Origin of the sequence: Mangrovibacterium lignilyticum (assembly GCF_010882175.1) — a bacterium.
Lineage (GTDB): Bacteria > Bacteroidota > Bacteroidia > Bacteroidales > Prolixibacteraceae > Mangrovibacterium > Mangrovibacterium lignilyticum.
Genome location: NZ_WKLH01000001.1, coordinates 1334704 through 1356513, shown reverse-complemented (window position 1 = coordinate 1356513; position 21810 = coordinate 1334704). Strand labels below are relative to the sequence as shown.

Here is a 21810-nt window from a genome sequence, read left to right as displayed (position 1 = left end):
AGGTTACCCCAATTAGCAAAGAAAAATGTTTTGTTATCTAGTATTGTTGCGTGTGGTTTGTTCAGATTTTGAATGATTTGCGGCAGGGGGGAAAGGCTGTGGTTCCCTGTTTACGGGATAACGAGGGATGAAATGACGGCTTGAAAAAGAGGAGAAACAGGCTCCGGTGGCTAAAATAAAAAGCCGTTTGCAATTTTCATTACAAACGGCTTTATAAAAACTGAGGTCGATGGCGGATTCGAACCGCCGTACACGGTTTTGCAGACCGTTGCCTAGCCACTCGGCCAACCGACCTTGTTTTTCGGACTGCAAATTTATACAAATATTTTTGCTGTGCAAGACTGATTCTCCGGAAAAATTACCGACTTAGCTGAACGCTTACTTTTTCGATTTGCCCTCCCATTGGCGGATTCATCTTCGAAAGTTTAATGGTCGCTTTCTCGATAGTTGGAAATGAGTGATATATGTGATCCAATATTCGGGTGCATACATGCTCGAGGAGTGCGGATGGGGTTGCCATTTCTTCCCGGATAATATCGTAGATCTTTTGGTAATTCAAGGCATCATCCAGCTGATCGGTTTGACCAGCCTTGGTACAATCGGTCTGAATGGTTGCTGAAACAATAAATCGTGCTCCCACTTGTTTTTCGGTGAGGTAGTGTCCGTGATAGGCATAAAATTCCAACCCTTCAAGTTCTATAATTCCGGCCATTGCATGTTTTTTTATTGAATATGATTGATCTCTTTGGCCTGTAAAATTAATTTTTCTTTTTTAGTTGGTCATTTTGTGGAAAGTAAAAAGCCTTTGTGCGAAATCATTTTTACTTTTGTCTTTAATCTGCCGACCTCATGTCTGCGGCTGAGTTTGATTATTGGCTGATTCCTGAAATCAATCACCCCGATCGGTGTGATCCAAAGCTTTTGGCTTTTGAGTGAGGGATTTAACGTATATAAAAGAGAGATTTAAGAAAGACTTATATGAGTGAAAATAGTCCTGAAAAAGAAGTGGTGATCAAGAAGAATTTTATTCACCAAATTGTTGAAGAAGAAATTTCTGCGGGTAAAAACGGAGGGGTGGTTCATACCCGGTTTCCTCCCGAACCGAATGGCTATCTGCATATTGGACACGCCAAGTCGATTTGTTTGAATTTTGGGACTGCTCAGAAGTTTAATGGCATTACCAACCTGCGATTTGATGATACCAACCCATCGAAAGAAGATACGGAATATGTTGACTCGATCATGGAAGACGTTCGTTGGTTAGGTTTTGACTGGGGAGACCGTCTGTTTTATGCATCAGACTATTTTGATAAATTGTTCGCTTTCGCACTGAAGTTGATAGAAGAAGGGAAGGCGTATGTCGATGATCAGGATGCTGAAACCATCAGTAGCCAAAAAGGAACACCGACACGTCCGGGTGCCGAAAGCCCTTGCAGAAACAGAACAGTGGCAGAGAATGTCGATTTGTTTATGCGTATGAAAGCCGGTGAGTTTGACGAAGGGAAGTGCGTGCTGCGTGCTAAAATCGATATGGCTTCACCCAACATGCACATGCGTGACCCAATCATTTACCGCATCATGAAAGCTCCGCATCACCGCACAGGAGATAAGTGGTGTATTTACCCGATGTACGATTTTGCGCACGGCCAATGCGATTATTGGGAAGGCATTACACACTCGATTTGTACCCTGGAGTTTGAAGTTCATCGTCCGCTTTATGACTGGTTTGTCGAGCAATTGCGTGATACCGATTATCGTCCGCGCCAAATTGAGTTTGCCCGTTTAAACCTGACTTATACGGTGATGAGCAAGCGCAAGCTTTTGCAATTGGTAAAGGAAAATTATGTGAACGGCTGGGATGATCCGCGGATGCCGACTATTTCAGGCTTACGCCGTCGTGGCTATACACCCGCTTCAATCCGCAACTTCTCCGATCGTATTGGAGTGACTAAAGTAGACGGCGTGATTGATGTGGCTTTGCTGGAACACAGCGTTCGCGAAGATTTAAATAGAATTGCCCAACGGGTAATGGGGGTTCTTAACCCGCTGAAAGTTGTGATTACAAACTATCCGGAAGGACAGGTTGAAGAACTGGATGCGATTAACAACCCGGAAAACCCGGATGCAGGTACCCGAAAAGTACCTTTTACCCGCGAGATCTATATTGAGCATGATGATTTTATGGAGAACCCTCCCCGTAAATTCTTCCGCTTATCGCCCGGAAAAGAAGTTCGTTTGCGTTACGCTTACTACGTAACTTGTAACGAAGTGATTAAAGATGAGAACGGAGAAGTGATTGAATTGCGTTGTACTTACGATCCGGAAACCCGTGGCGGAAATTCACCGGATGGTCGGAAAGTGAAAGCAACCCTGCACTGGGTTTCCTGCACCGAAAACGTGAAAGCTGAAGTTCGGTTATATGATCGTTTGTTTACAGACGAAGAGCCCGATGAACACAAGGATATCGATTTTAAAGAATTCCTGAATGCGGACTCGCTTGCGGTTCTGGATAATTGTTACATTGAGCCTTTTGTGAAGGATGCGAAAGCGTTGGATTCGTTCCAGTTCGAGCGTCTCGGCTATTTCAATGTTGATCCGGATACAAACGCCGAAAAAATCGTGTTTAACCGGACTGCCCAATTGCGCGACAATTGGGCAAAGGTAAAAGGCAAGTAATGGTATTGGTACACAATGCCTGAAAATAAAACCAAAGAACGGAGCTTATAGAAGTCTTCGTTCTTTTTGTTTTAGGACTTTTACCGATTGGAGGCTTCCATTAGCCGATCTTTTCTGCGTGCGTTTATGAATAAGGAATACATTTGAAGTGCAATTTAATTTTGAAAGGTATGAATCAGCAAGATTGGCATCAAACAACAAATCAATGTCCCAAAGAGAAGCCTCGAAGAGGATCGACTTTAGGTGTTATTTTGATTGTTGTCGGAATCTATTGGATTATAAAGGAAACAGGCTGGGCGGTTTATCTTCCCGGATGGGAATTTTTCAGGGATCGGTTTGTCGAAACCTTTTCATTTTTAAAAATGGAATTGGGTGATTTATTGCTGCCGGTTCTTTTACTGGTTACTGGCCTGTTGCTGGTTAGCGGAAAGCGAAGAGTAGGAGGATTACTAATTGTAATTGCCTTGTTGATTTTTATACCGGGGATCGTTATTCCCGGAGTTTTAATGGTTTTGTTTTTCCCATTGTTATTAGTTATCATTGGTATTATGCTTATCAAGAGTTTATTGTAAGTAAGCTCGCTGATCGAAATAATATCCGATTAGAATGAAAAACTGAAGTTTGAAATTTTCTAAATGAAAAGATATGGAAAGAAGAGGGAATAGAGGATTTTTTGCAGGAGTGGTATTTATTGCCATTGGGGCAGTCCTGATCTTACAGCGGTTGAATTTGATTCCCTGGAGTTTGTCCGATATTTTAATATCGTGGCAAATGCTGCTTATTGCTATTGGTGCGCTTGCCATGATGAAAGGTAACCGGGTAATGGGCGTTATTTTGATTGGTTTGGGAACTTTCTTTATTCTTCCTGAACTCTTCGATGTGCCCTATGAAGTACGACGGCTTTATTGGCCGGCCATGTTGGTTTTGATTGGAGTTGCGTTGGTTTATCGGCAAAGAGGTAGTGGACCGTCATCCCATCAGGGTACCGAAGGACGAGATTTTGACGAATTTGATGATTTTGTAATTTTTGGTGGTCGGGAAATATTTATCAACTCCAAGCAATTAAAGGGCGGACGCAGCATGTCCGTCTTTGGTGGCATTGAATATGATTTGCGGCAAGCCACATTATCTCCGCAGGGAGCAGTTATCGATTGTACTTGCCTGTTTGGAGGTACCGGGCTTAAAGTTCCGCTCGATTGGAATGTGCGGAATGAAGTTTCAACCATTTTTGGAGCTTTTACCGACAAGCGTGGCGACACTTTCCAGCAAGGGCAATTCGATCCCTCCAAAACGATCGTTCTGAAAGGAATTACCTTGTTTGGTGGCGTGGAAATCAAACATGTTTAAGCGGCATGAAACATCCATTCATTAACAACCGGGTCTTAAGCCTCTACTATATTGTCTTTTGGTTGATCATTGGGCTGATAAATTTCTTTGTACAGGTTTTTTGGTACGACATAAGCTACAGTCTTGGTTTTATTGAGTCGGTGGTCATCTTTGGGCTTTACCCGATTATGGGAGCCAGCATCTGGTATGTCATTCAATATAACCGGTTGGATGAAAATGATTGGACGAAGAACATTCTGTTTCATTTTGTGGCCGCGACCATCATGAACGTTATCTGGCTCTACCTGAGCTACGTGTTGGTGAAAATGGTCGAAGAAAGCTATGTCGAGTTTATCGAAAAGTCTCTCCCGTCGAAGGTGTTAACCGGATATTTGTTGTATGCGGGCTATGTTGTTTTCTTTTATGCGGTGAATTATTACAATACCTTGAAGGATAAAATCAAGAGAGAATCGGAGTTGAAAATGTTGATCCGGGATGCGGAACTTAGCGCGTTGAAATCGCAGATTAATCCCCATTTTTTATTTAACAGTCTGAACAGCATTTCTTCGTTGACAATCAGTAAGCCCGAAAGAGCACAGGAAATGGTTATCAACCTTTCTTCTTTTATGCGGTACTCTTTGCAACATAGCCGGGAGGAAACAGTCAGTCTGAAAGATGAATTGGACCACATTAAACTGTATCTCGGCATTGAGAAAATTCGGTTCGGCAAAAAGCTGAATCCTGTTTTTCAGATCGAAGAAAAGTGCTTAAATGCTCAAATCCCCAATATGATTTTGCAACCTTTACTGGAGAATGCGATAAAATACGGGGTGTACGAGGCAACCGAGCCGGTGAATATTCAGATCAGCTGCAAACCAGAGAGCGCTTTCTTTTTGATTACGATTGAGAACGAATATGATGCCGGATCGATTAAAAATAAAGGCGAAGGCATTGGTTTGAAGAATATCCGGCAGCGTCTGGAATTGATATATGGAAATCCAAATTTGTTGCGAATTACAGATTTGAAAACGAGTTTTAAAGTTGAATTAATGCTTCCTCAAAAATAATCTACTATGAGCGAAAAATTGAATGTGCTGATTGTCGAAGATGAAGAACTGGCGCGTGACCTGCTTAAATCTTACCTCAAAGATCATCCTTTGGTCAATCTTCTGGGTGAATGTGAAAACGGGTTCGAGGGCGTGCAGAAGATTAATGAATGGAAACCTGATTTGGTTTTTCTGGATATCCAGATGCCTAAGATTACCGGCTTCGAAATGTTGCAGCTCCTTGATCATAAACCAGACATCATTTTCACAACCGCTTATGACCAATATGCTCTTAAAGCATTCGAAATTAATGCTGTTGATTATCTGCTGAAACCTTTTCCGAAAGATCGGCTTTTAGCAGCCATTGATAAAGTCGTTGAACGACAAGGGAAGCAAGATCATCAGATTGACAAGATCAACCGACTGAGTGAATATTCGGCCGACGGATATCTTGATCGGGTGGTTGTTAAAGATCGCCATAAGATTCATATTTTGCTGACATCGAATATTCGTTATATCGAATCGATGGACGATTATGTGCTTATTTATACCAACGAAGGGCGGCACATGAAACAGAATACGATGAAGTTTTTTGAAAGCCATCTCGACCCGCACGAGTTTATCCGCATTCACCGTTCATACATCGTTAGCGTTTCACAAATCGAAGAAATTCAGCAATATGAAAAGGAATCGTATGTCGTGATTTTAAAGGACAAGACCAAGCTGAAAGTCAGTAAGTCCGGCTACAAAAACCTGAAAGAAGCCCTGGATTTTTAAGAATTCATTTCCTGATCGGTGTTTGAGGCAAAATTGGTTTTCCGATATATTCTTTTCGTACATTTAGATCGGAAAAACTATTCACATGCGTCAACTTTTTTTGCTGTTATTTTTTTGCGCTCCTATTTTTTGTTTTGGACAAAATGAAGTCGGACCTGACGGGTATTTTTTATACCTGATCATCGGTTTTTTAATTGGTGTTCCGGTTTTGATTTTCATTTATACTATTGGGAAGAAAAAGGTGAGCTTCAATCTCAAGGGTTTGTTTTCAAAGGGCCGAATTGAAGCCCGTTTGCAGGGCAACAAGAAGTACCGTCCCGATCTGTTAACGTTGATTGTCCGGAATAAACGATCGAAAGATGTTGATCTGAATGCACCTGTGTTGGTCATCCGAAAGTTATGGTCGGTCCGAAAATTTAGACTGAAGGGAACAAACCGGGCAGAAATTTATCCCTTATACCTGGAATCGAACAAAAAGCATGAACTTCAATTGAAGTTAGATGTTTTCCATAGACACGATCCGTCGCTCCATTCGTATTATTGGGCGCGGGTTGTGATTAAAGATACAACAGGAAAAACCTATGCCACAAACTACGTCACCCTACGTAAAAGCTTAATTTCTTAATGCGCGAATGGAAATTTAACCATATCGATTTTTCAACTTACCCCTGGTACAGTGGTGACGATCTTGGAGTGCGGTGGACTGAAACCGGATTCGAGGTAAAAGTATGGGCTCCAACGGCTCATAAAGTTGAATTTTTGGTTTACAAACACAGTCACGGCGGAAAAGCAATACACCGTTACTGGCTGCATGCCGAGGATCATGGGTGTTGGGGGTTGACAATTGAGGGACACGAGTTTAAAGGTTTATATTACACGATTCGGATCAACGATGGTGACTGGTTGAATGAAACGCCCGGAATTGAAGCCCGTGCTCTTGGCACCAACGGACATCGGGGTTTGTTTTTCGATCCTCGGGAAACAGATCCTGTAGGCTGGTCGGATGATCTGACTATTCCTGTCGAGAATGCGGTGAATTGTATTCTTTATGAACTTCATGTACGTGACTTTTCCATGGCTGAAAACTCAGGGATGGAGCACAAGGGGCAATTTCTGGCATTTACAGAAGAAGGGCGGCTAACGCCGGAAGGATTAACGTCGGGAATAGACCATTTGAAAGACTTGGGAATTACCCATGTCCATTTGCTTCCTGTTTTTGATTACTGGACTGTCGACGAATCGAAACCACATGAAAAGTATAACTGGGGATACGATCCCTTAAACTATAATGCACCTGAAGGTAGTTATGCGACCGATCCGGATACAACAGCGAGAATATCCGAATTTAAACAGCTGGTTATGGCTTTGCACCAGGCCGGTATTGGCGTGGTAATGGATGTGGTTTATAACCACACCGGAACGACAAGGCGGTCTTGGTTTAATCAAACGGTTCCCGGTTATTATTACCGGCAAACACGTTCCGGAGGCTTTTCCAATGCCAGTGGCTGCGGAAATGAATTCGCTTCGGAACGAGCGATGACCCGCAAATACATGATCGACTCGTTGTTGTATTGGGCTGAAGAATTTCATTTGGATGGTTTTCGCTTCGACCTGATGGGCGTTCATGATTTGGAAACAATGTTTTCCATTCGTTTAGCTTTAGATAAGTTGCGCCCCGGGATATTGATGTATGGCGAGGGGTGGACTGCTGACAGAAGTTCGATGGATGAAAGTCTGCGGGCGGTAAAACGGAATATCTCACATTTGGAACGTATAGCTTGTTTCAACGACGATTTTCGGGATTCGCTTAAAGGAAATAATTTCGATGGAACAGGAATGGGCTTCGTTAGTGGATTGGTTTTTCACGAGGAGGCCATTAAGTTTGGAGTTGTTGCTGCCTGTTATCATCCGCAAATCGTTTACAGTTATGTTGGAGGCTTTGGTTTTGCCTGGGCACGACATCCCTGGCAAACGGTGAATTATGCTTCTTGTCACGATAATTTCACCCTGTTTGACAAGTTGCAGATGAGTCGCCCTAAATCGGATGCGGATGAGCTAAAAAGAATGCACAAGCTTGCGGCAGCCCTTGTTTTAACGTCACAAGGAATACCTTTTTTGCATGGTGGTTCTGAGTTTTGCCGGACCAAAGGGGGTGACCACAATTCATACAAATCACCTGACAGTGTGAATCAGATTGATTGGTCGCGAAAAAAGGAATTTGAAGATGTCTTTCATTATTTCCGCGATTTAATTCAACTCCGAAAACTGGCTCCGGCATTGCGAATGGAAAGCGCTGAGTTAATTCGTAATCACCTCCTGTTCTCACAAGATTATCATATGGGAATTGTCTCGTATCGGATTGATGATTTTCCGGGAGAGCAGCGTTGGACGAAGATGCAGGTGATCTTTAATGCCCGACCCGAAGAATTTCAATTCGACTTGTTGAATGATAAGGGTTGGAAAGTCATCGCAGAGGAAAGCTCCATTCTGATAGATGGTATAAGAACAATAAAAGAACATGCGGTTGTTGTTCCTCCGATTTCGATGATGATACTCGTCCAGTAGTTACGATGGCTTAGAATACAGCCAGCAATAAATCGATGTCTTTTGATGGTAAATGCAGCTTTTCACCCAAGTCAGAATTGGTCAGAATTCCGTTATAAATGTAAATCCCCTTCCGAAACCCCTTAGTTGATTTGATATAGTTTTGAATGCCTCCAATTTCCCCAACAGATCGGATGATGGGTGCCAGCACGTTGCTTAACGCAATTGAGGCGGTGCGGGCAACGAGTGATGAGATGTTTGGTACACAGAAGTGAACGACGTCATATTCGGTGTAAGTCGGATTTTTTAAGTCGGTACACCGGCTGGTCTCGAAGCAACCTCCCTGGCTAACATTCAAATCAATAATGACTGAGCCTTTTTTCATTTTGGCGACCATTTCCTTCGACACACGAAACGAGGGAGCCGTGTTCATCGACATAGCGCCTAAAACCACATCTGCTGATTTCAACGCCTTTTTCAACACGTTGGGATATAAAACAGAAGTGAAAACCTGGTGTCCCAGTTGCTCTTCCAGTTTACGAAGTTTGAAGATATCGTTATCGAAAATTTTCACGTGAGCACCAAGTCCGATAGCTGCACGAGCAGCAAACTCAGCAGTTGTTGTAGCTCCCAAAATAACAAGTTCGGTAGGCGAAATTCCTGTAACGCCGCCGAGTAGAACGCCTTTACCATTGCGAGAATTGCTGAGGTACTCGCTGGCAACCATGATGGAAGTTGAACCGGCGAGTTGGCTCATCAACTGAACAACCGGAAGACAATGCTCTTCGTTTTCCATATATTCGAACGCAATAGCCGTGACCTTTTTGCGCATGAGTTTTTGAACGGATTCGGTGCAATGTGTACTAAGCTGCATATTCGAAATCAGGGTTTGATTTCCCCGAAGGAGATCAATATCCTCTCCTTCAAAAGGAGATACCCGCAATATGACATCGCACTGAAAGACTTCGCCACGTTTTTCCAAAACAACTGCCCCGGCATTGCGATATTCTTCATCAGAATAGCTTGATGCTTTTCCGGCGTTCGTTTCCAGATAGATCTCGTGTCCATAGGAAACCAGTAATTCAACAGCTTCGGGTGTTAGTGGAACTCTCGATTCAACCTTTGCATAATCGGATGGGATTCCGATGGTGATTTTTTTTCCTTTACGTCGAATCTCAAGCATTTCTTCTTGAGGCATATACCAGCCTGCTAATCCGGGCTTGTGTTCTTGTTCTGTCATTTTCGGATGCTTAGTTTTCCAAGTTAGTCTTTCTGAATAAAATAGCCAAATAGCTTAAATAATTTCAGCTTTCAAACGTCTGACTGTAGGGCTGATTTCTTCAATATGAACTTCAACTAAATGATCAGGAAGGAGTCTCTCGATTTTCTCGGGCCACTCCATGAAGCAATAGTTACCGCTTTCAACATAGTCGTCAAATCCGATATCCATTGCTTCTGTCATATCCTTGAGGCGGTAAAAATCAAAATGGTAAATCTTTTCGGGGAGACTGGTATCATATTCATTGACTAAGGCAAAAGTCGGGCTGGTAATATTGTCTGTTGACCCCATTGACCGGCAAAGAGCCTTGATGAATGTCGTTTTTCCGGCTCCCATACTACCATAGAATGCAAACAATCGCTCCTCACCAAAAGCTTTAAGGAATTCCTTTGCCACATGGGGCAATTCTTCGAGCGAGCTAATCTGAACTGAAAACATATACGTGTTATTTTGGTGTTGCAAATTAACAAACTTCTGCGGAGATTTTCGGGTACATACTTGTAATTTTAAGATGAATACGTATGAAATTGGTGGAGGAGGTTTAGGCGATATTCAATTTTGATCAGTATTTAGATTGATTTTTGATTGAGTGTTCAATTGTTCCGGCATTTATAGAAAAATGTATTACTTTTGAACAAACACTATGAAATTTGCAATTATGAATCTTCCTGAAAATTTAAAGTACACAAAAGAACACGAGTGGGTTCGTGTTGAAGGTGATGTCGCAGTTGTAGGTATTACCGATTTTGCTCAAGGCGAGCTGGGTGATATTGTTTTTGTTGAAATTGAGACAGTCGGCGAGACCCTGGCATTGGGCGAAACTTTTGGTACAGTTGAAGCTGTGAAAACAGTTTCGGATTTGTTTATGCCTGTAGGCGGTGAAGTTCTTGAGTTTAATTCAGCATTGGAAGATAGCCCTGAATTGATCAATAAAGATGCCTATGGAGAGGGTTGGATGGTGAAAGTGAAAATCGAAGATGCCGCTCAGTTGGACGAATTGATGGACGCTGCTGCTTATACAGCTATGTTAGAAGCTTAATAATACAACACGAAAATACGGAATCCCCGAAGAGCAATCTTTGGGGATTTTTTATGTCTGTATTTCCCAGATGATTTTTTTTGAAACTGGTGTGAAACAAAAAATCCGGCTCATAGGCCGGATTTTTTTATCGTTTGTAATTTTGTTTTATAAGGTCTTGGCAACTTCGATTTCGTGGAAACATTCAATGAAGTCTCCTACTTTAATGTCATTATAACCTTCGATATTCAAACCACATTCGTAACCTTTGGCAACCTCTTTCACGTCGTCTTTGAATCGTTTCAACGATCCGAGAACGCCGGAGTAGATCACGATGCCATCGCGGATAACCCGGGTTTTATAGTTTGAAGAACGGTACATTTTTCCGTCGCGAACAATACAACCGGCAACCGTACCAACTTTGGTAATCTTGAAGGCTTCCATAACCTCTGCAGTACCGGTGATTTCTTCTTTAATTTCCGGAGATAACATACCTTCCATTGCTGATTTGATCTCGTCGATCGCATCGTAAATGATCGAGTATAGTCGGATATCGACTTCTTCTTTCTCCGCCACGCGACGCGCCTGAACGGTTGGGCGAACCTGGAAGCCGACGATGATGGCTTCGGATGCTGTTGCCAACATAACATCTGATTCGGAAATCGCACCCACGGCTTTGTGGATCACATTCACCTGAATCTCTTCGGTCGACAACTTGATCAGTGAGTCAGACAAGGCTTCAATCGAACCGTCCACGTCACCTTTAACAATCAAGTTCAATTCCTGGAAGTTACCGATTGCGATACGACGTCCAATCTCATCCAGTGTAATATGTTTTTGAGTTCGTAAGCCTTGTTCACGAGCCAACTGTTCACGTTTGTTGGCAATTTGACGAGCTTCACGTTCATTCTCAAGTACGTTGAATTTATCACCAGCCTGAGGTGCACCGTCCAGTCCTAAAACGATAACCGGTTCCGCTGGGCCTGCTTCGTCAATGCGCTGGTTCCGCTCGTTAAACATCGCTTTTACGTGACCATAATATTGGCCGGCCAGAATAATATCTCCTTGCTTCAGGGTTCCGTTCTGAACCAGTACCGTCGCTACGTAACCACGTCCACGGTCCAGAGTCGATTCAATGATGGTTCCTGTTGCACGTTTCTCTTTGTTTGCTTTTAATTCGAGCATTTCTGCTTCCAGCAACACTTTGTCAAGTAATTCGGCAACGTTGGTTCCTTGTTTAGCTGAGATATCTTGTGATTGGTATTTTCCACCCCATTCTTCTACCAGGTAGTTGAGGTTGGCCAATCCTTCTTTTATTTTGTCCGGGTTTGCACCTGGCTTATCAATCTTGTTGATCGCAAATACGATTGGCACGCCAGCAGCTTGCGCGTGGTTGATGGCCTCTTTCGTTTGCGGCATGATATTGTCGTCAGCAGCTACAATAATGATAGCGATATCGGTAACCTGAGCACCCCTTGCACGCATCGCGGTAAACGCCTCGTGACCCGGTGTATCCAGGAATGTCAATTCGCGCCCATCTTCTAATGTTACGTTGTAGGCACCAATGTGCTGGGTAATACCTCCGGCCTCACCGGCAATAACATTTGCACTACGAATGTAGTCCAGCAGCGATGTTTTACCGTGGTCAACGTGTCCCATAACTGTTACAATTGGTGCACGTGGATGAACTTCGTCCGGCAGGTCGTTATCTTCTTCGATCGCTTCCAGGATGTCGGCACTGACAAACTCGACTTTGTACCCGAATTCATCGGCAACCACTGACATGGTTTCTGCATCCAATCGTTGGTTGATTGACACAAACAGACCCAAGCTCATACAAGACGAAATAACCTGTGTAACGCTAACATCCATCATCGTTGCCAACTCGGCAACAGATACGAACTCGGTTACTTTCAGAATATTTTGTTCTGCTGATTGCTTTTCGTGTTCAGCGGCAGCTTTTTCACTGGCTGCGGTACGCTTGTCACGACGATATTTTGATCCTTTGGATTTTCCTTTTCCGGAAGTTAAGCGAGCAAGTGTGTCTTTAATTTGCTTTTGTACGTCTTCTTCGCTAACCTCAGTTTTAATAACCCGTTTCTTTACTTTACCGGCCGCAGATCCTGCAGGTCTTCTCGGACCTCCTTGTCCTCCTTGTCCTCCCGGACCAGCTTGTCCAGCTTGACCTTGTCCTGGCTTTGTAACAGTAATTCTTCCGGATGCATCTTTCTGAATACGACGACGTTTTTTCTTTTGATTTGGGTCGGCGGTTTGATTTTGTCCTTGACTTCCTTTGTTTTGGTTGTTTGGTAAATCAATTTTTCCAACTACTGTTGGACCAGAAAGTTTGTTCGCGTTGGTGCGGATTTCAGGTTTTTTAGTATCCTGCTTTTGCTCCGTGCCGGCGCCTTGTCGTTTTTGCTTTTCTCGTTCCCGGCGCTCGTCTTCTTTTTGCTTTTTAGATTTCTTGGCGGGACGGGTTTTTTGGTTGATGCTGGAGAGATCAATCTTTCCAACAACTTTTACTTCGTCTACTTTGGGGATATTCGTTGGCATTTGTTCCGTTTCTGCCGGTTTTGGTTGAGTTTCCTCTATTTCACTGGCTTCTGCTTTTACAGGTTCTTCAGCTGGTGATTCTTGTATTTGTTGAACCGGTTCTTCTTTTGGAACTGGTTGTTCAATCGTTTCGGGTTTTTCCTCTTTTTTCAATTCAACCGGAGCTTCTGGTTTTGGTTCCGGCTTCGGCTCAGGTTCCTGTGCTTTTGGTTCCGGCTTGGCCTTTTTAGGACCGTCCAAATCGATTTTTCCTAAAACTTTGGGTTGCTCAAGAGGAGTGGAATAGGTCTTGCGCTGTTCCTCTTTTGGTTCAGCTTGCTTAGGTTTAGACGGTGGCAAATCTTGTTTTGAACTACTATTGTCGGTAATGCGGATTTCATCAGTCTGATAGTCGTCTTCCTCTTCATCTGATGAATCATCCTCGTTTTGCATATCCTCCAAAGTGATTGTTTCTTTCTTGGTACGCTGGCTTTTCAGGTTGATTTTTTCAGATTCTTTCTTCAGATTGATATCATTCTTATATTCCTTTTCAAGGAGATGATAAGCCTCGTCAGAAATTTTAGTGTTCGGATTGTTATCGACGTCAAATCCCTTCTTATGAAGAAATTCCACGATCGTATGAATCCCAACGTTAAACTCTCTTGCTACCTTATTCAGTCGCGTATTTTTATTGCCAATTGTCATAAACCCAATCTCTTATTTTTAATGTCTTTGGAACTCAGGCTCCTAAAACTTTGCAATTTTACTCAATTTATTTAAAAACTGACAGGCAAAGGATGAAATTTCCATCAACTCTTATTCGAATTCTGAACGTAGAATCCGTAATAATTCATCAATTGTTTCCTCTTCCAGGTCAGTACGCTTGATTAAGTCATTGCGGCTAAGGCTTAACACATTCTTAGCAGTGTCGCAACCAATTGCTTTTAACTCATCAAGGATCCATGCTTCAATTTCATCAGAAAACTCATCCAGGTTAACGTCATCATCATCGGCTACCATCTCACGGTAAACGTCAATTTCGTAACCGGTAAGCTGGCTGGCCAATCGGATGTTCAAACCACCTTTACCAATGGCCAATGAAACTTCATCAGGCTTCAGGTAAACATCTGCTCTCTTGCTTTCTTCGTGAATTTTGATGGATGTAATTTTCGCCGGATTTAGCGCACGTTGGATGAATAGTTGCAGGTTGCCTGAGTAATTGATAACATCAATATTCTCATTCCGCAATTCACGAACGATTCCGTGAATACGAGAACCTTTCATTCCGACGCAGGCACCAACCGGGTCAATACGTTCATCGTAAGATTCTACAGCTACTTTGGCTCGTTCGCCAGGTACACGTACAATCTTCTTAATTGTGATCAGTCCGTCGAAGATTTCTGGAACTTCCAGTTCGAATAAACGTTCGAGGAATACCGGAGATGTTCGGGATAAAATGATTACCGGGTTATTATTACGCAGGTCTACTTTGTAAACGACCGCACGTAAAGTGTCTCCTTTACGGAAATAGTCAGATGGAATTTGTTCTTGTTTTGGTAACAGCAATTCATTGCCTTCGTCATCCAAAACTAAGATTTCCTTTTTCCAAATCTGGTATACTTCACCGGTAACAATATCGCCAATCTTGCTTTTGTACTTATTATAGATGTGATCTTTTTCCAGCTCCAGAATCCGGCTTGCCAGGTTCTGACGGAGGTTTAAGATGGCACGGCGACCAAAATCTTTCAGCTTTACTTCATCAGTAACTTCTTCGTCGATTTCGTAGTCCGCGTCAATTTTCTTAGCCGCAGTTAAGGTTATCTGAAGGTTTGGATCAGTGATTGCATCATCAGCGACAACAATCCGGTTACGCCAGATTTCAAAGTCGCCTTTATCAATGTTAATAATGATGTCGAAGTTTTCGTCTGTTCCGTAAGTTTTTTGCAAAACATTGCGGAAGACATCTTCAAGAACACTCATCATAGTGACCCGGTCGATATTCTTCAGGTCCTTAAATTCGGAAAAGGTATCGATAAGATTAATCGTATCCATCTTGCCCCGGTTTTAAAATTTGATAATATTTTTTACTGTTTTTGCTTCTTCAAACGAAATTTGGTGGGTCTGTGTTACCAGCTCCTTCTTCTTTTTGCCTTCAACTCTTTCCTTCTTGGAGGTTTCCAGCTCAAATCCGCCTTCATTGGCACTTTTTAATATTCCTTCGAGTTTTCGCCCGTCTTTTAAAACAACTTCAACTTCACTTCCGATGTTTTTTACGTACTGGCGAAAAACTTTAAATGCTTGTCCTAAGCCTGCAGATGCTACTTGCAGTTCAAAGTCTTCAGTTTCACGATCCAGGTTGCCTTCTACCTGACGACTAATCGCAACGCAGTGATCAATTGTGATCCCTATCTCGCTGTCTATCAGTATTGAAATCTGATTAGCCGGGCTGATTTCAACGTCGACAATGAACTGGTCGTCGGTCAGCTTTTCTTCAATTAATTGAATGATTTTGCTTTTTTCAATCATTTTATGGCTAATAAAATAGGGGACTTCAGGTCCCCTAGCTGTGGATGTTTTATTTGTCAGCGCAAAAATACAAAAATCTATTGAATTCACAAAATAGGGAAGTTTATGATTTTCAGTGCTTCTTTTTAGGCGTAAAGGGTGGAGATACAGATTGAAAAGTTTTCTTAATTTTGTTTCATAATTTTATCCATGAATACCTCCGAGGTTTGAGAACAAACAAGAAAAAGATTATCAACGATCCGGTATTTGGATTCATCACAATTCAGTCCGAATTAATTTTCGATTTAATTGAACACCCCTATTTTCAGCGATTAAGACGCATTAAACAATTGGGCTTGTCGTGCATCGTTTTCCCGGGTGCTAACCATACTCGATTTGAACATGCTATAGGTGCCGTTTTCCTGATGCGATCGGCGATCGGTGATTTACGCATTAAAGGCGTGAAGATAACGGAAGCGGAAGCAGAGGCGGTAACAGCCGCTATTTTGCTGCACGATATTGGGCACGGCCCTTTTTCGCATGCGTTGGAATATTCGATTGTAGAAGGGCTGGTTCACGAAAAGATTTCTGTTTTAATCATGGAGGACTTGAATCAGCAGTTTGACGGTCGCTTGTCGCTGGCAATTCAGATCTTTAAAAATGAATATCCGAAGAAATTTCTGCACCAGTTGGTCGCCAGTCAGCTGGATGTTGATCGGCTGGATTACCTGCGGCGCGATAGCTTTTTTACCGGTGTTACCGAAGGGGTGATCGCGTCGGATCGTATTATTAAAATGTTGAATGTTCGGAATGATGAATTGGTGGTTGAAGCGAAAGGTATTTATTCAATCGAAAAATTTCTGATTGCCCGAAGGTTGATGTATTGGCAGGTTTATCTGCACAAAACGGTTCTTTCGGCTGAGTTTTTGTTGGTGAATATCTTGAAGCGGGCGAAAGAGTTGGCCTTGGCAGGCGTAAAGCTTTTTGCTACTCCCAGTTTATCCGTTTTCCTGGAGAATAAAATTACACTGGAACATTTCCAGAATGGACAAACCTATATGGGGCGTTCGCTATTAGCTGTTTTTGCCGGTTTGGAAGATGATGATGTTATCGCGTCAATCAAGCAGTGGCAGTTTCACGAAGATCAAATTTTGTCGTACTTATCCGGCTGTTTGGTTAATCGGAAATTATTTCGGATTAATTTGCAGAATGAGCCATTTCTGGAGAGTCAGACGGATTCGATTAAAAAGAAAATCGTTCAGCGGTTTGGGGTTGATGGTGATGATGTGAGTTATTTATTGGTGCAGGATTCAATCACAAACAACGCGTATCTTACAGATGATAACAAGATTAACATTTTGCAAAAGAACGGGGAAATCTGCGAAATAAATGAAGCATCTGATATTAATTTGTCCGGTTTATCGCACACAGTCAGGAAATATTTTGTCTGTTATCCGAAAGAATTGGACATTAGGTAAATTAAACCTATTTTTGCACCCGCTCCAAGAAATAAAATATGGAATTTAAAGCAATCACCATTGCCGAGTTTCTTCAGGGAACAATTGACGGCGATGAAAATGTTAGCGTAAGCAATGTGTCTAAAATTGAGGACGGTAAGCCCGGAACCTTGGCATTCTTAGCTAACCCAAAGTACGAAAAATACGTGTACGATACAGAGGCGTCCATCGTATTAGTGAAGAACGATTTTGTGCCCGAAAAACCGGTGAAGTGTACGCTTGTCAGAGTAGAAGATCCCTACCAATCCATGGCTGCTTTGTTGGAATTATATCAACAATCAAAAGGACAAAAGTTCGGTATTGAACAGCCTTCCTTTATCGACTCATCAGCAACAGTTGGCGACAATATTTATGTAGGCGCGTTTGCCTATATCGGAGCTAACGCTACAGTTGGCGATGGCGCCAAAGTTTACCCGCAAGCATACATTGGAAGCAATGTTAAAATAGGAAACAATACCATTATATATGCAGGTGTGAAAATTTACGATGATTGCGTAATTGGCGATAATTGTATTATCCATGCCGGCGCCGTTATCGGTGCCGACGGTTTCGGATTTGCTCCAACGCCTGATGGTTCTTATAAGAAAATACAGCAGGTTGGGAACGTGGTTGTTGAGGACGATGTTGAGATTGGCGCAAACACCACGATCGACTGTTCTACGATGGGGTCAACTATTATTCGCAAAGGAGCCAAACTGGATAACTTAATTCAGATTGCCCATAACTGCGAAGTTGGTGAAAACACGGTGATGGCCGCCTTAGTTGGTATTGCCGGATCGACAAAAGTTGGAAAGAATTGTATACTGGCCGGCCAGGTTGGAGTCGCAGGTCACCTAAACATTGGTGATAAGGTGACGATTGGCGCAATGGCTGGCGTTACGAACAATATTAAAGAAGGAAAAATTGTGCTTGGCGCACCGGCAATGGATCACGATCGGGCTTTGAAAGCCTATGTGGTTTACCGACGCCTGCCCGAATTGCGTGATTCGCTGAATGAGCTTCAAAGAGAAGTCAAGGAATTAAAAGCAAAATTAAACGAAGAGTAAACTTCGGACATTTACAGCATGATGACAGATAAGCAAAAAACCTTAGCTAAAGAATTTTCAATTAGCGGAAAAGGGTTACATACCAGTTGCCAGGTTAATGCAGTATTCAAACCTGCTCCCGAAAACCATGGCTTTAAATTTAAACGGGTTGACCTCGAAGGACAGCCTATTCTGGAGGCTGATGCCTCATTGGTTGGCGACACATCTCGCGGAACCGTTATTGTAAAAGGCGAAGCCCGCCTAAGTACCATTGAACATGCACTAGCTGCCTTGGTTGGCATGGATTTGGACAATGTCCTGATCGAGATTGACAACCAGGAAATGCCGATTATGGACGGTAGCGCCCGTATGTTTGTTGAAGCAATCGAAAAAGCGGGAGTTGTTGAACAGGAAGCCGAAAGAGTGTATTTCGAAATTACAGAGAAGATCGTATACAAAGATCCGAAGACCGGGTCAGAGTTGATCGCCTTGCCTGATGATGATTATCGGTTGAATGTGATGATTTCATTCAATTCAAGCGTCTTAAATAATCAGTTTGCAGCGCTCGACAATTTAGCGGATTTCAAAAGTGAAGTTGCTCCCTGCCGGACCTTTGTTTTCTTGCGGGAACTGGAATTCCTGCTTCAAAATAACCTGGTAAAAGGCGGCGATCTTGACAGTGCTATTGTGATAATGGATCACCATATCGAGCAAGAAGAACTTGACCGTTTGGCTGACTTGTTTGAACACGATCATGTTGAAGTACAAAAGGAAACAGGTATTCTGAATAATCTGGACTTGCACTTTGAAAATGAATGTGCCCGTCATAAGTTATTGGATGTTGTTGGTGATTTGAGCCTGGCAGGTGTCCGGATTAAAGGGCGCATTATTGCCACCAAACCTGGCCACGGAGCAAACACAGAGTTTGCCAAACTGCTGAAGAAAGAATACCAAAGCAAAAAACGTAATGCTATTCCGGTTTACAATCCTGAATTGGAGCCGGTAATGGACGTGAATAAAATCCGACAATTTCTGCCTCATCGTTTCCCTTTTTTGTTGGTCGATAAGGTGACTGAAATTAACGATGAGTTTATCGTAGGGATAAAGAATGTGACTGTTAATGAACCCTTCTTTACCGGACATTTTCCGGATGAGCCTGTTATGCCCGGCGTTCTCTTGGTAGAGGCTATGGCTCAGTGTGGCGGTTTGTATGTTCTTCACAACAAGACCGAGAAATATTCAACCTATTTCATCCGGATTGATAATGTGAAATTCCGGAGAAAAGTTGTTCCCGGTGATACGCTAATATTTAGAATGGAATTAACTTCGCCCATTCGCAGAGGTATTGCAAATATGAAAGGTTTATGCTATGTTGGCAAGACTTTAGTTGCGGAAGGTGAATTTATGGCTCAGATTGTAAAAACTGAAAAGTATTGAAAACAATATAAAATGAAACAACCATTATCTTATGTGCATCCCGAGTCGAAGGTTGCGGACAACGTGGTGATTGAACCATTTGTGACTGTAGACAAAGATGTTATTATTGGTGAAGGTACTCGTATCGGATCTAATGTTACCATCCTGCCGGGAACTAGAATCGGAAAAAATTGTCGTATTTTCCCCGGAGCTGTTATTGGAGCTGTTCCTCAGGATTTGAAATTCAAAGGAGAATATACAACGGTTGAAATTGGCGATAATACAACCATTCGTGAGTGTGTTACCGTAAATCGTGGAACCATTGCGCGTGGCAAAACTGCGATTGGTAATAACTGCCTCATCATGGCCTATGTTCACGTTGCCCACGACTGTCTGGTCGGTAACAATGTGATTCTGGTAAACAGCACGCAGCTGGCTGGTGAAGTAACGATTGACGATTGGGCGATTATCGGCGGTATGACAGCGATTCATCAGTTCGTACATGTTGGAACGCATGTGATGATTTCCGGTGGTTCATTGGTTCGTAAAGATGTTCCTCCGTTTATTAAAGCCGGTCGTGAGCCGCTTTCGTATGTTGGGATCAACTCAATCGGGTTGCGGCGTCGCGCCTTTAACAACGATAAAATTCGCGAAGTACAGGATATCTACCGGTATATTTACCAAAAAGGATTGAATACAACTCAAGCCATTGAGATTATCGAAGCAGAAATGCCTGCGACGACCGAACGCGACGAAATTCTGTTGTTCGTAAAAGACTCAAAACGTGGAATTATCCGTGGTTATTTCCCGGATTAATTGCAAACAAAATAAGCGAAAATGAAAAGAGGCTGTCAACATTGACAGCCTCTTTTCATTTTCGTGTAGCAGCCTTTAGCTCTTTTTGACTTCCTTTTCACCGTTGGAGAGACCTGCCGCACGCATTGCTAAGATTACAGCATTCTCTGCGAAAACGTCCTGACAGGAAGATGAAACGGCTGCTTTTATGCTTTCTCTTCTCCCTGTAAGGGGTTCCAGCCCTGGGCCTGCAGCGGAATAACAGAGCCAGCTCCGGTTACCAGGTTGGTGCCGGTACTTGCTTCGGTAATGTGACCAATGATGGTAATGTCCGGGTCGTTTTTAACTTTATCGTGATCGGAAATCGGTACCGTGAACAACAATTCGTAATCTTCCCCGCCATTCAGCGCGGCCACCAACGGGTTAATGCTTAGCTCTTCGGCAAAGTTCCGGGTTTGAAGGTCCATCGGGATCTTTTCTTCATAAATCATGCAGCCAACTTTCGATTGGGTGCAAATGTGCATCAGTTCCGACGAAAGACCATCGGAGATATCGATCATCGAAGTTGGTGTTACGCCTAATGTTTTCAGTGCTTGCGTCACGTCTCCGCGGGCTTCAGGTTTTAGCTGACGTTCCAAAATGTAATCGTAGCCTTGCAGTTGAGGCTGCTCATTGGGGTTCACTTTATAGACTTCATTCTCGCGTTCCAACAGTTGCAAACCCATGTAAGCACCGCCTAAATCGCCCGATACGCAAATCAGGTCATTCACTTTAGCTCCGCTGCGCAGAACTGCCTGGCCCGGTTCAATTTCACCCAAAGCTGTTATGCTAATTAATAGGCCGGTCAGAGAACTGGTGGTGTCTCCGCCAATCACATCGACACCATATTTATCGCAAGCCAGGTATATTCCTTCATATAACTCATCCAATGCTTCAACGGAAAACTTACTGGATATCGCAATCGAAACGGTCACTTGTTTGGGAATCGCGTTCATGGCAAAAACATCCGAAAGATTGACCATGACCGACTTGTAACCCAGATGTTTCATGGGAACATACATAAGGTTGAAATGAATGCCTTCAACCAATAAATCAGTGGTGACAACTTGTTGTTTTCCATTGTAGGAAACAATCGCAGCATCGTCGCCAACGCCTTTAATTGTGCTTTCATTTTTGATCGAAATCCGGTCTGTCAGGTGATGAATTAATCCAAATTCGCCCAAGCTTGCAATCGATGTCGCTTTTTTATTATCCATGTTTTAAATATCAGACTATGACGTGTGAATTGTACTATGAATCGGCAAAAATACGCTTACTTACTTATCTTTGCAATAATTTTTAAACTTGGTGT

General features: G+C 42.8%; 19 protein-coding genes and 1 tRNA gene. 12 read left to right on the top strand and 8 right to left on the bottom strand.

What is annotated here, in order from left to right:
* Positions 1-223: 223 nt before the first annotated feature.
* A tRNA-Cys gene (locus GJV22_RS05580) sits at positions 224-294 on the bottom strand.
* A 64-nt stretch (positions 295-358) separates the two neighbouring features.
* Positions 359-712: a dihydroneopterin aldolase gene (gene folB, locus GJV22_RS05575; protein WP_163709877.1), complete on the bottom strand. Its 354-nt coding sequence runs from the start codon at positions 710-712 to the stop codon at positions 359-361.
* A gap of 266 nt (positions 713-978) precedes the next feature.
* Here folB and GJV22_RS05570 point away from each other — a divergent pair, with 266 nt between their 5' ends.
* The 7 genes from GJV22_RS05570 (at position 979) to pulA (ending at position 8390) form a co-directional block, all read left to right on the top strand.
* A complete protein-coding gene (locus tag GJV22_RS05570; protein WP_163709874.1) occupies positions 979-2676 on the top strand; it encodes a glutamine--tRNA ligase/YqeY domain fusion protein in 1698 nt (565 codons plus the stop codon).
* Between the two features lie 170 nt (positions 2677-2846).
* The gene (locus GJV22_RS05565) at positions 2847-3248 is read left to right on the top strand and encodes a hypothetical protein (RefSeq protein WP_163709871.1); all 402 of its coding nucleotides are present in this window, start codon (positions 2847-2849) and stop codon (positions 3246-3248) included.
* Between the two features lie 73 nt (positions 3249-3321).
* Complete coding sequence (locus GJV22_RS05560) at positions 3322-4023, top strand: LiaF transmembrane domain-containing protein (RefSeq protein ID WP_163709868.1); 702 nt, start codon at positions 3322-3324, stop codon at positions 4021-4023.
* A gap of 5 nt (positions 4024-4028) precedes the next feature.
* Positions 4029-5069 carry a sensor histidine kinase gene (locus GJV22_RS05555; RefSeq protein WP_163709865.1) on the top strand — a complete coding sequence of 347 codons (1041 nt, stop codon included), beginning with the start codon at positions 4029-4031 and terminating at the stop codon, positions 5067-5069.
* Positions 5070-5075: 6 nt separating this feature from the next.
* Complete coding sequence (locus GJV22_RS05550; protein WP_163709862.1) at positions 5076-5825, top strand: LytR/AlgR family response regulator transcription factor; 750 nt, start codon at positions 5076-5078, stop codon at positions 5823-5825.
* Positions 5826-5910: 85 nt separating this feature from the next.
* Complete coding sequence (locus GJV22_RS05545) at positions 5911-6450, top strand: hypothetical protein (protein WP_163709859.1); 540 nt, start codon at positions 5911-5913, stop codon at positions 6448-6450.
* Positions 6450-8390 (top strand): type I pullulanase, encoded by a 1941-nt coding sequence (gene pulA, locus GJV22_RS05540; protein ID WP_163709856.1) that lies wholly within the window; start codon positions 6450-6452, stop codon positions 8388-8390. The genes GJV22_RS05545 and pulA overlap by 1 nt, the downstream gene beginning before the upstream one ends.
* A 10-nt stretch (positions 8391-8400) precedes the next feature.
* Here the strand turns inward: pulA and GJV22_RS05535 are convergent, their stop codons facing one another.
* Both GJV22_RS05535 and tsaE read right to left on the bottom strand, forming a co-directional pair.
* Positions 8401-9609: an alanine dehydrogenase gene (locus GJV22_RS05535; protein ID WP_163709854.1), complete on the bottom strand. Its 1209-nt coding sequence runs from the start codon at positions 9607-9609 to the stop codon at positions 8401-8403.
* Positions 9610-9663: 54 nt separating this feature from the next.
* The gene (tsaE, locus tag GJV22_RS05530; RefSeq protein ID WP_163709852.1) at positions 9664-10086 is read right to left on the bottom strand and encodes a tRNA (adenosine(37)-N6)-threonylcarbamoyltransferase complex ATPase subunit type 1 TsaE; all 423 of its coding nucleotides are present in this window, start codon (positions 10084-10086) and stop codon (positions 9664-9666) included.
* Between the two features lie 205 nt (positions 10087-10291).
* Here tsaE and gcvH point away from each other — a divergent pair, with 205 nt between their 5' ends.
* Positions 10292-10687: a glycine cleavage system protein GcvH gene (gene gcvH, locus GJV22_RS05525; protein WP_317168663.1), complete on the top strand. Its 396-nt coding sequence runs from the start codon at positions 10292-10294 to the stop codon at positions 10685-10687.
* A 147-nt stretch (positions 10688-10834) separates the two neighbouring features.
* Here gcvH and infB read toward each other — a convergent pair whose 3' ends face one another.
* The 3 genes from infB to rimP form a co-directional block, all read right to left on the bottom strand.
* Entirely contained in the window at positions 10835-13906 is a 3072-nt protein-coding gene (gene infB, locus GJV22_RS05520; protein ID WP_163709849.1) for a translation initiation factor IF-2, read from the bottom strand.
* Between the two features lie 111 nt (positions 13907-14017).
* Positions 14018-15253, bottom strand: a complete 1236-nt coding sequence (gene nusA, locus GJV22_RS05515) for a transcription termination factor NusA (RefSeq protein WP_163709846.1) — start codon at positions 15251-15253, stop codon at positions 14018-14020.
* 12 nt (positions 15254-15265) lie between these two features.
* Positions 15266-15727 carry a ribosome assembly cofactor RimP gene (gene rimP / locus GJV22_RS05510; RefSeq protein ID WP_163709842.1) on the bottom strand — a complete coding sequence of 154 codons (462 nt, stop codon included), beginning with the start codon at positions 15725-15727 and terminating at the stop codon, positions 15266-15268.
* 206 nt (positions 15728-15933) lie between these two features.
* Here rimP and GJV22_RS05505 point away from each other — a divergent pair, with 206 nt between their 5' ends.
* Genes GJV22_RS05505 through lpxA form a run of 4 tightly spaced genes read left to right on the top strand, consistent with a single transcriptional unit; the run spans position 15934 to position 20480 of the window.
* Complete coding sequence (locus tag GJV22_RS05505) at positions 15934-17184, top strand: HD domain-containing protein (RefSeq protein ID WP_163709840.1); 1251 nt, start codon at positions 15934-15936, stop codon at positions 17182-17184.
* 38 nt (positions 17185-17222) lie between these two features.
* The gene (gene lpxD, locus GJV22_RS05500) at positions 17223-18269 is read left to right on the top strand and encodes a UDP-3-O-(3-hydroxymyristoyl)glucosamine N-acyltransferase (RefSeq protein ID WP_163709837.1); all 1047 of its coding nucleotides are present in this window, start codon (positions 17223-17225) and stop codon (positions 18267-18269) included.
* A gap of 18 nt (positions 18270-18287) precedes the next feature.
* Positions 18288-19685, top strand: coding sequence for a bifunctional UDP-3-O-[3-hydroxymyristoyl] N-acetylglucosamine deacetylase/3-hydroxyacyl-ACP dehydratase (locus GJV22_RS05495; protein ID WP_238480286.1), 1398 nt, complete (start codon positions 18288-18290; stop codon positions 19683-19685).
* Between the two features lie 12 nt (positions 19686-19697).
* Positions 19698-20480: an acyl-ACP--UDP-N-acetylglucosamine O-acyltransferase gene (lpxA, locus tag GJV22_RS05490; protein WP_163709834.1), complete on the top strand. Its 783-nt coding sequence runs from the start codon at positions 19698-19700 to the stop codon at positions 20478-20480.
* Between the two features lie 185 nt (positions 20481-20665).
* Here lpxA and thiL read toward each other — a convergent pair whose 3' ends face one another.
* Positions 20666-21715 carry a thiamine-phosphate kinase gene (gene thiL, locus GJV22_RS05485; protein ID WP_163709831.1) on the bottom strand — a complete coding sequence of 350 codons (1050 nt, stop codon included), beginning with the start codon at positions 21713-21715 and terminating at the stop codon, positions 20666-20668.
* Between the last annotated feature and the right edge of the window lie 95 nt (positions 21716-21810).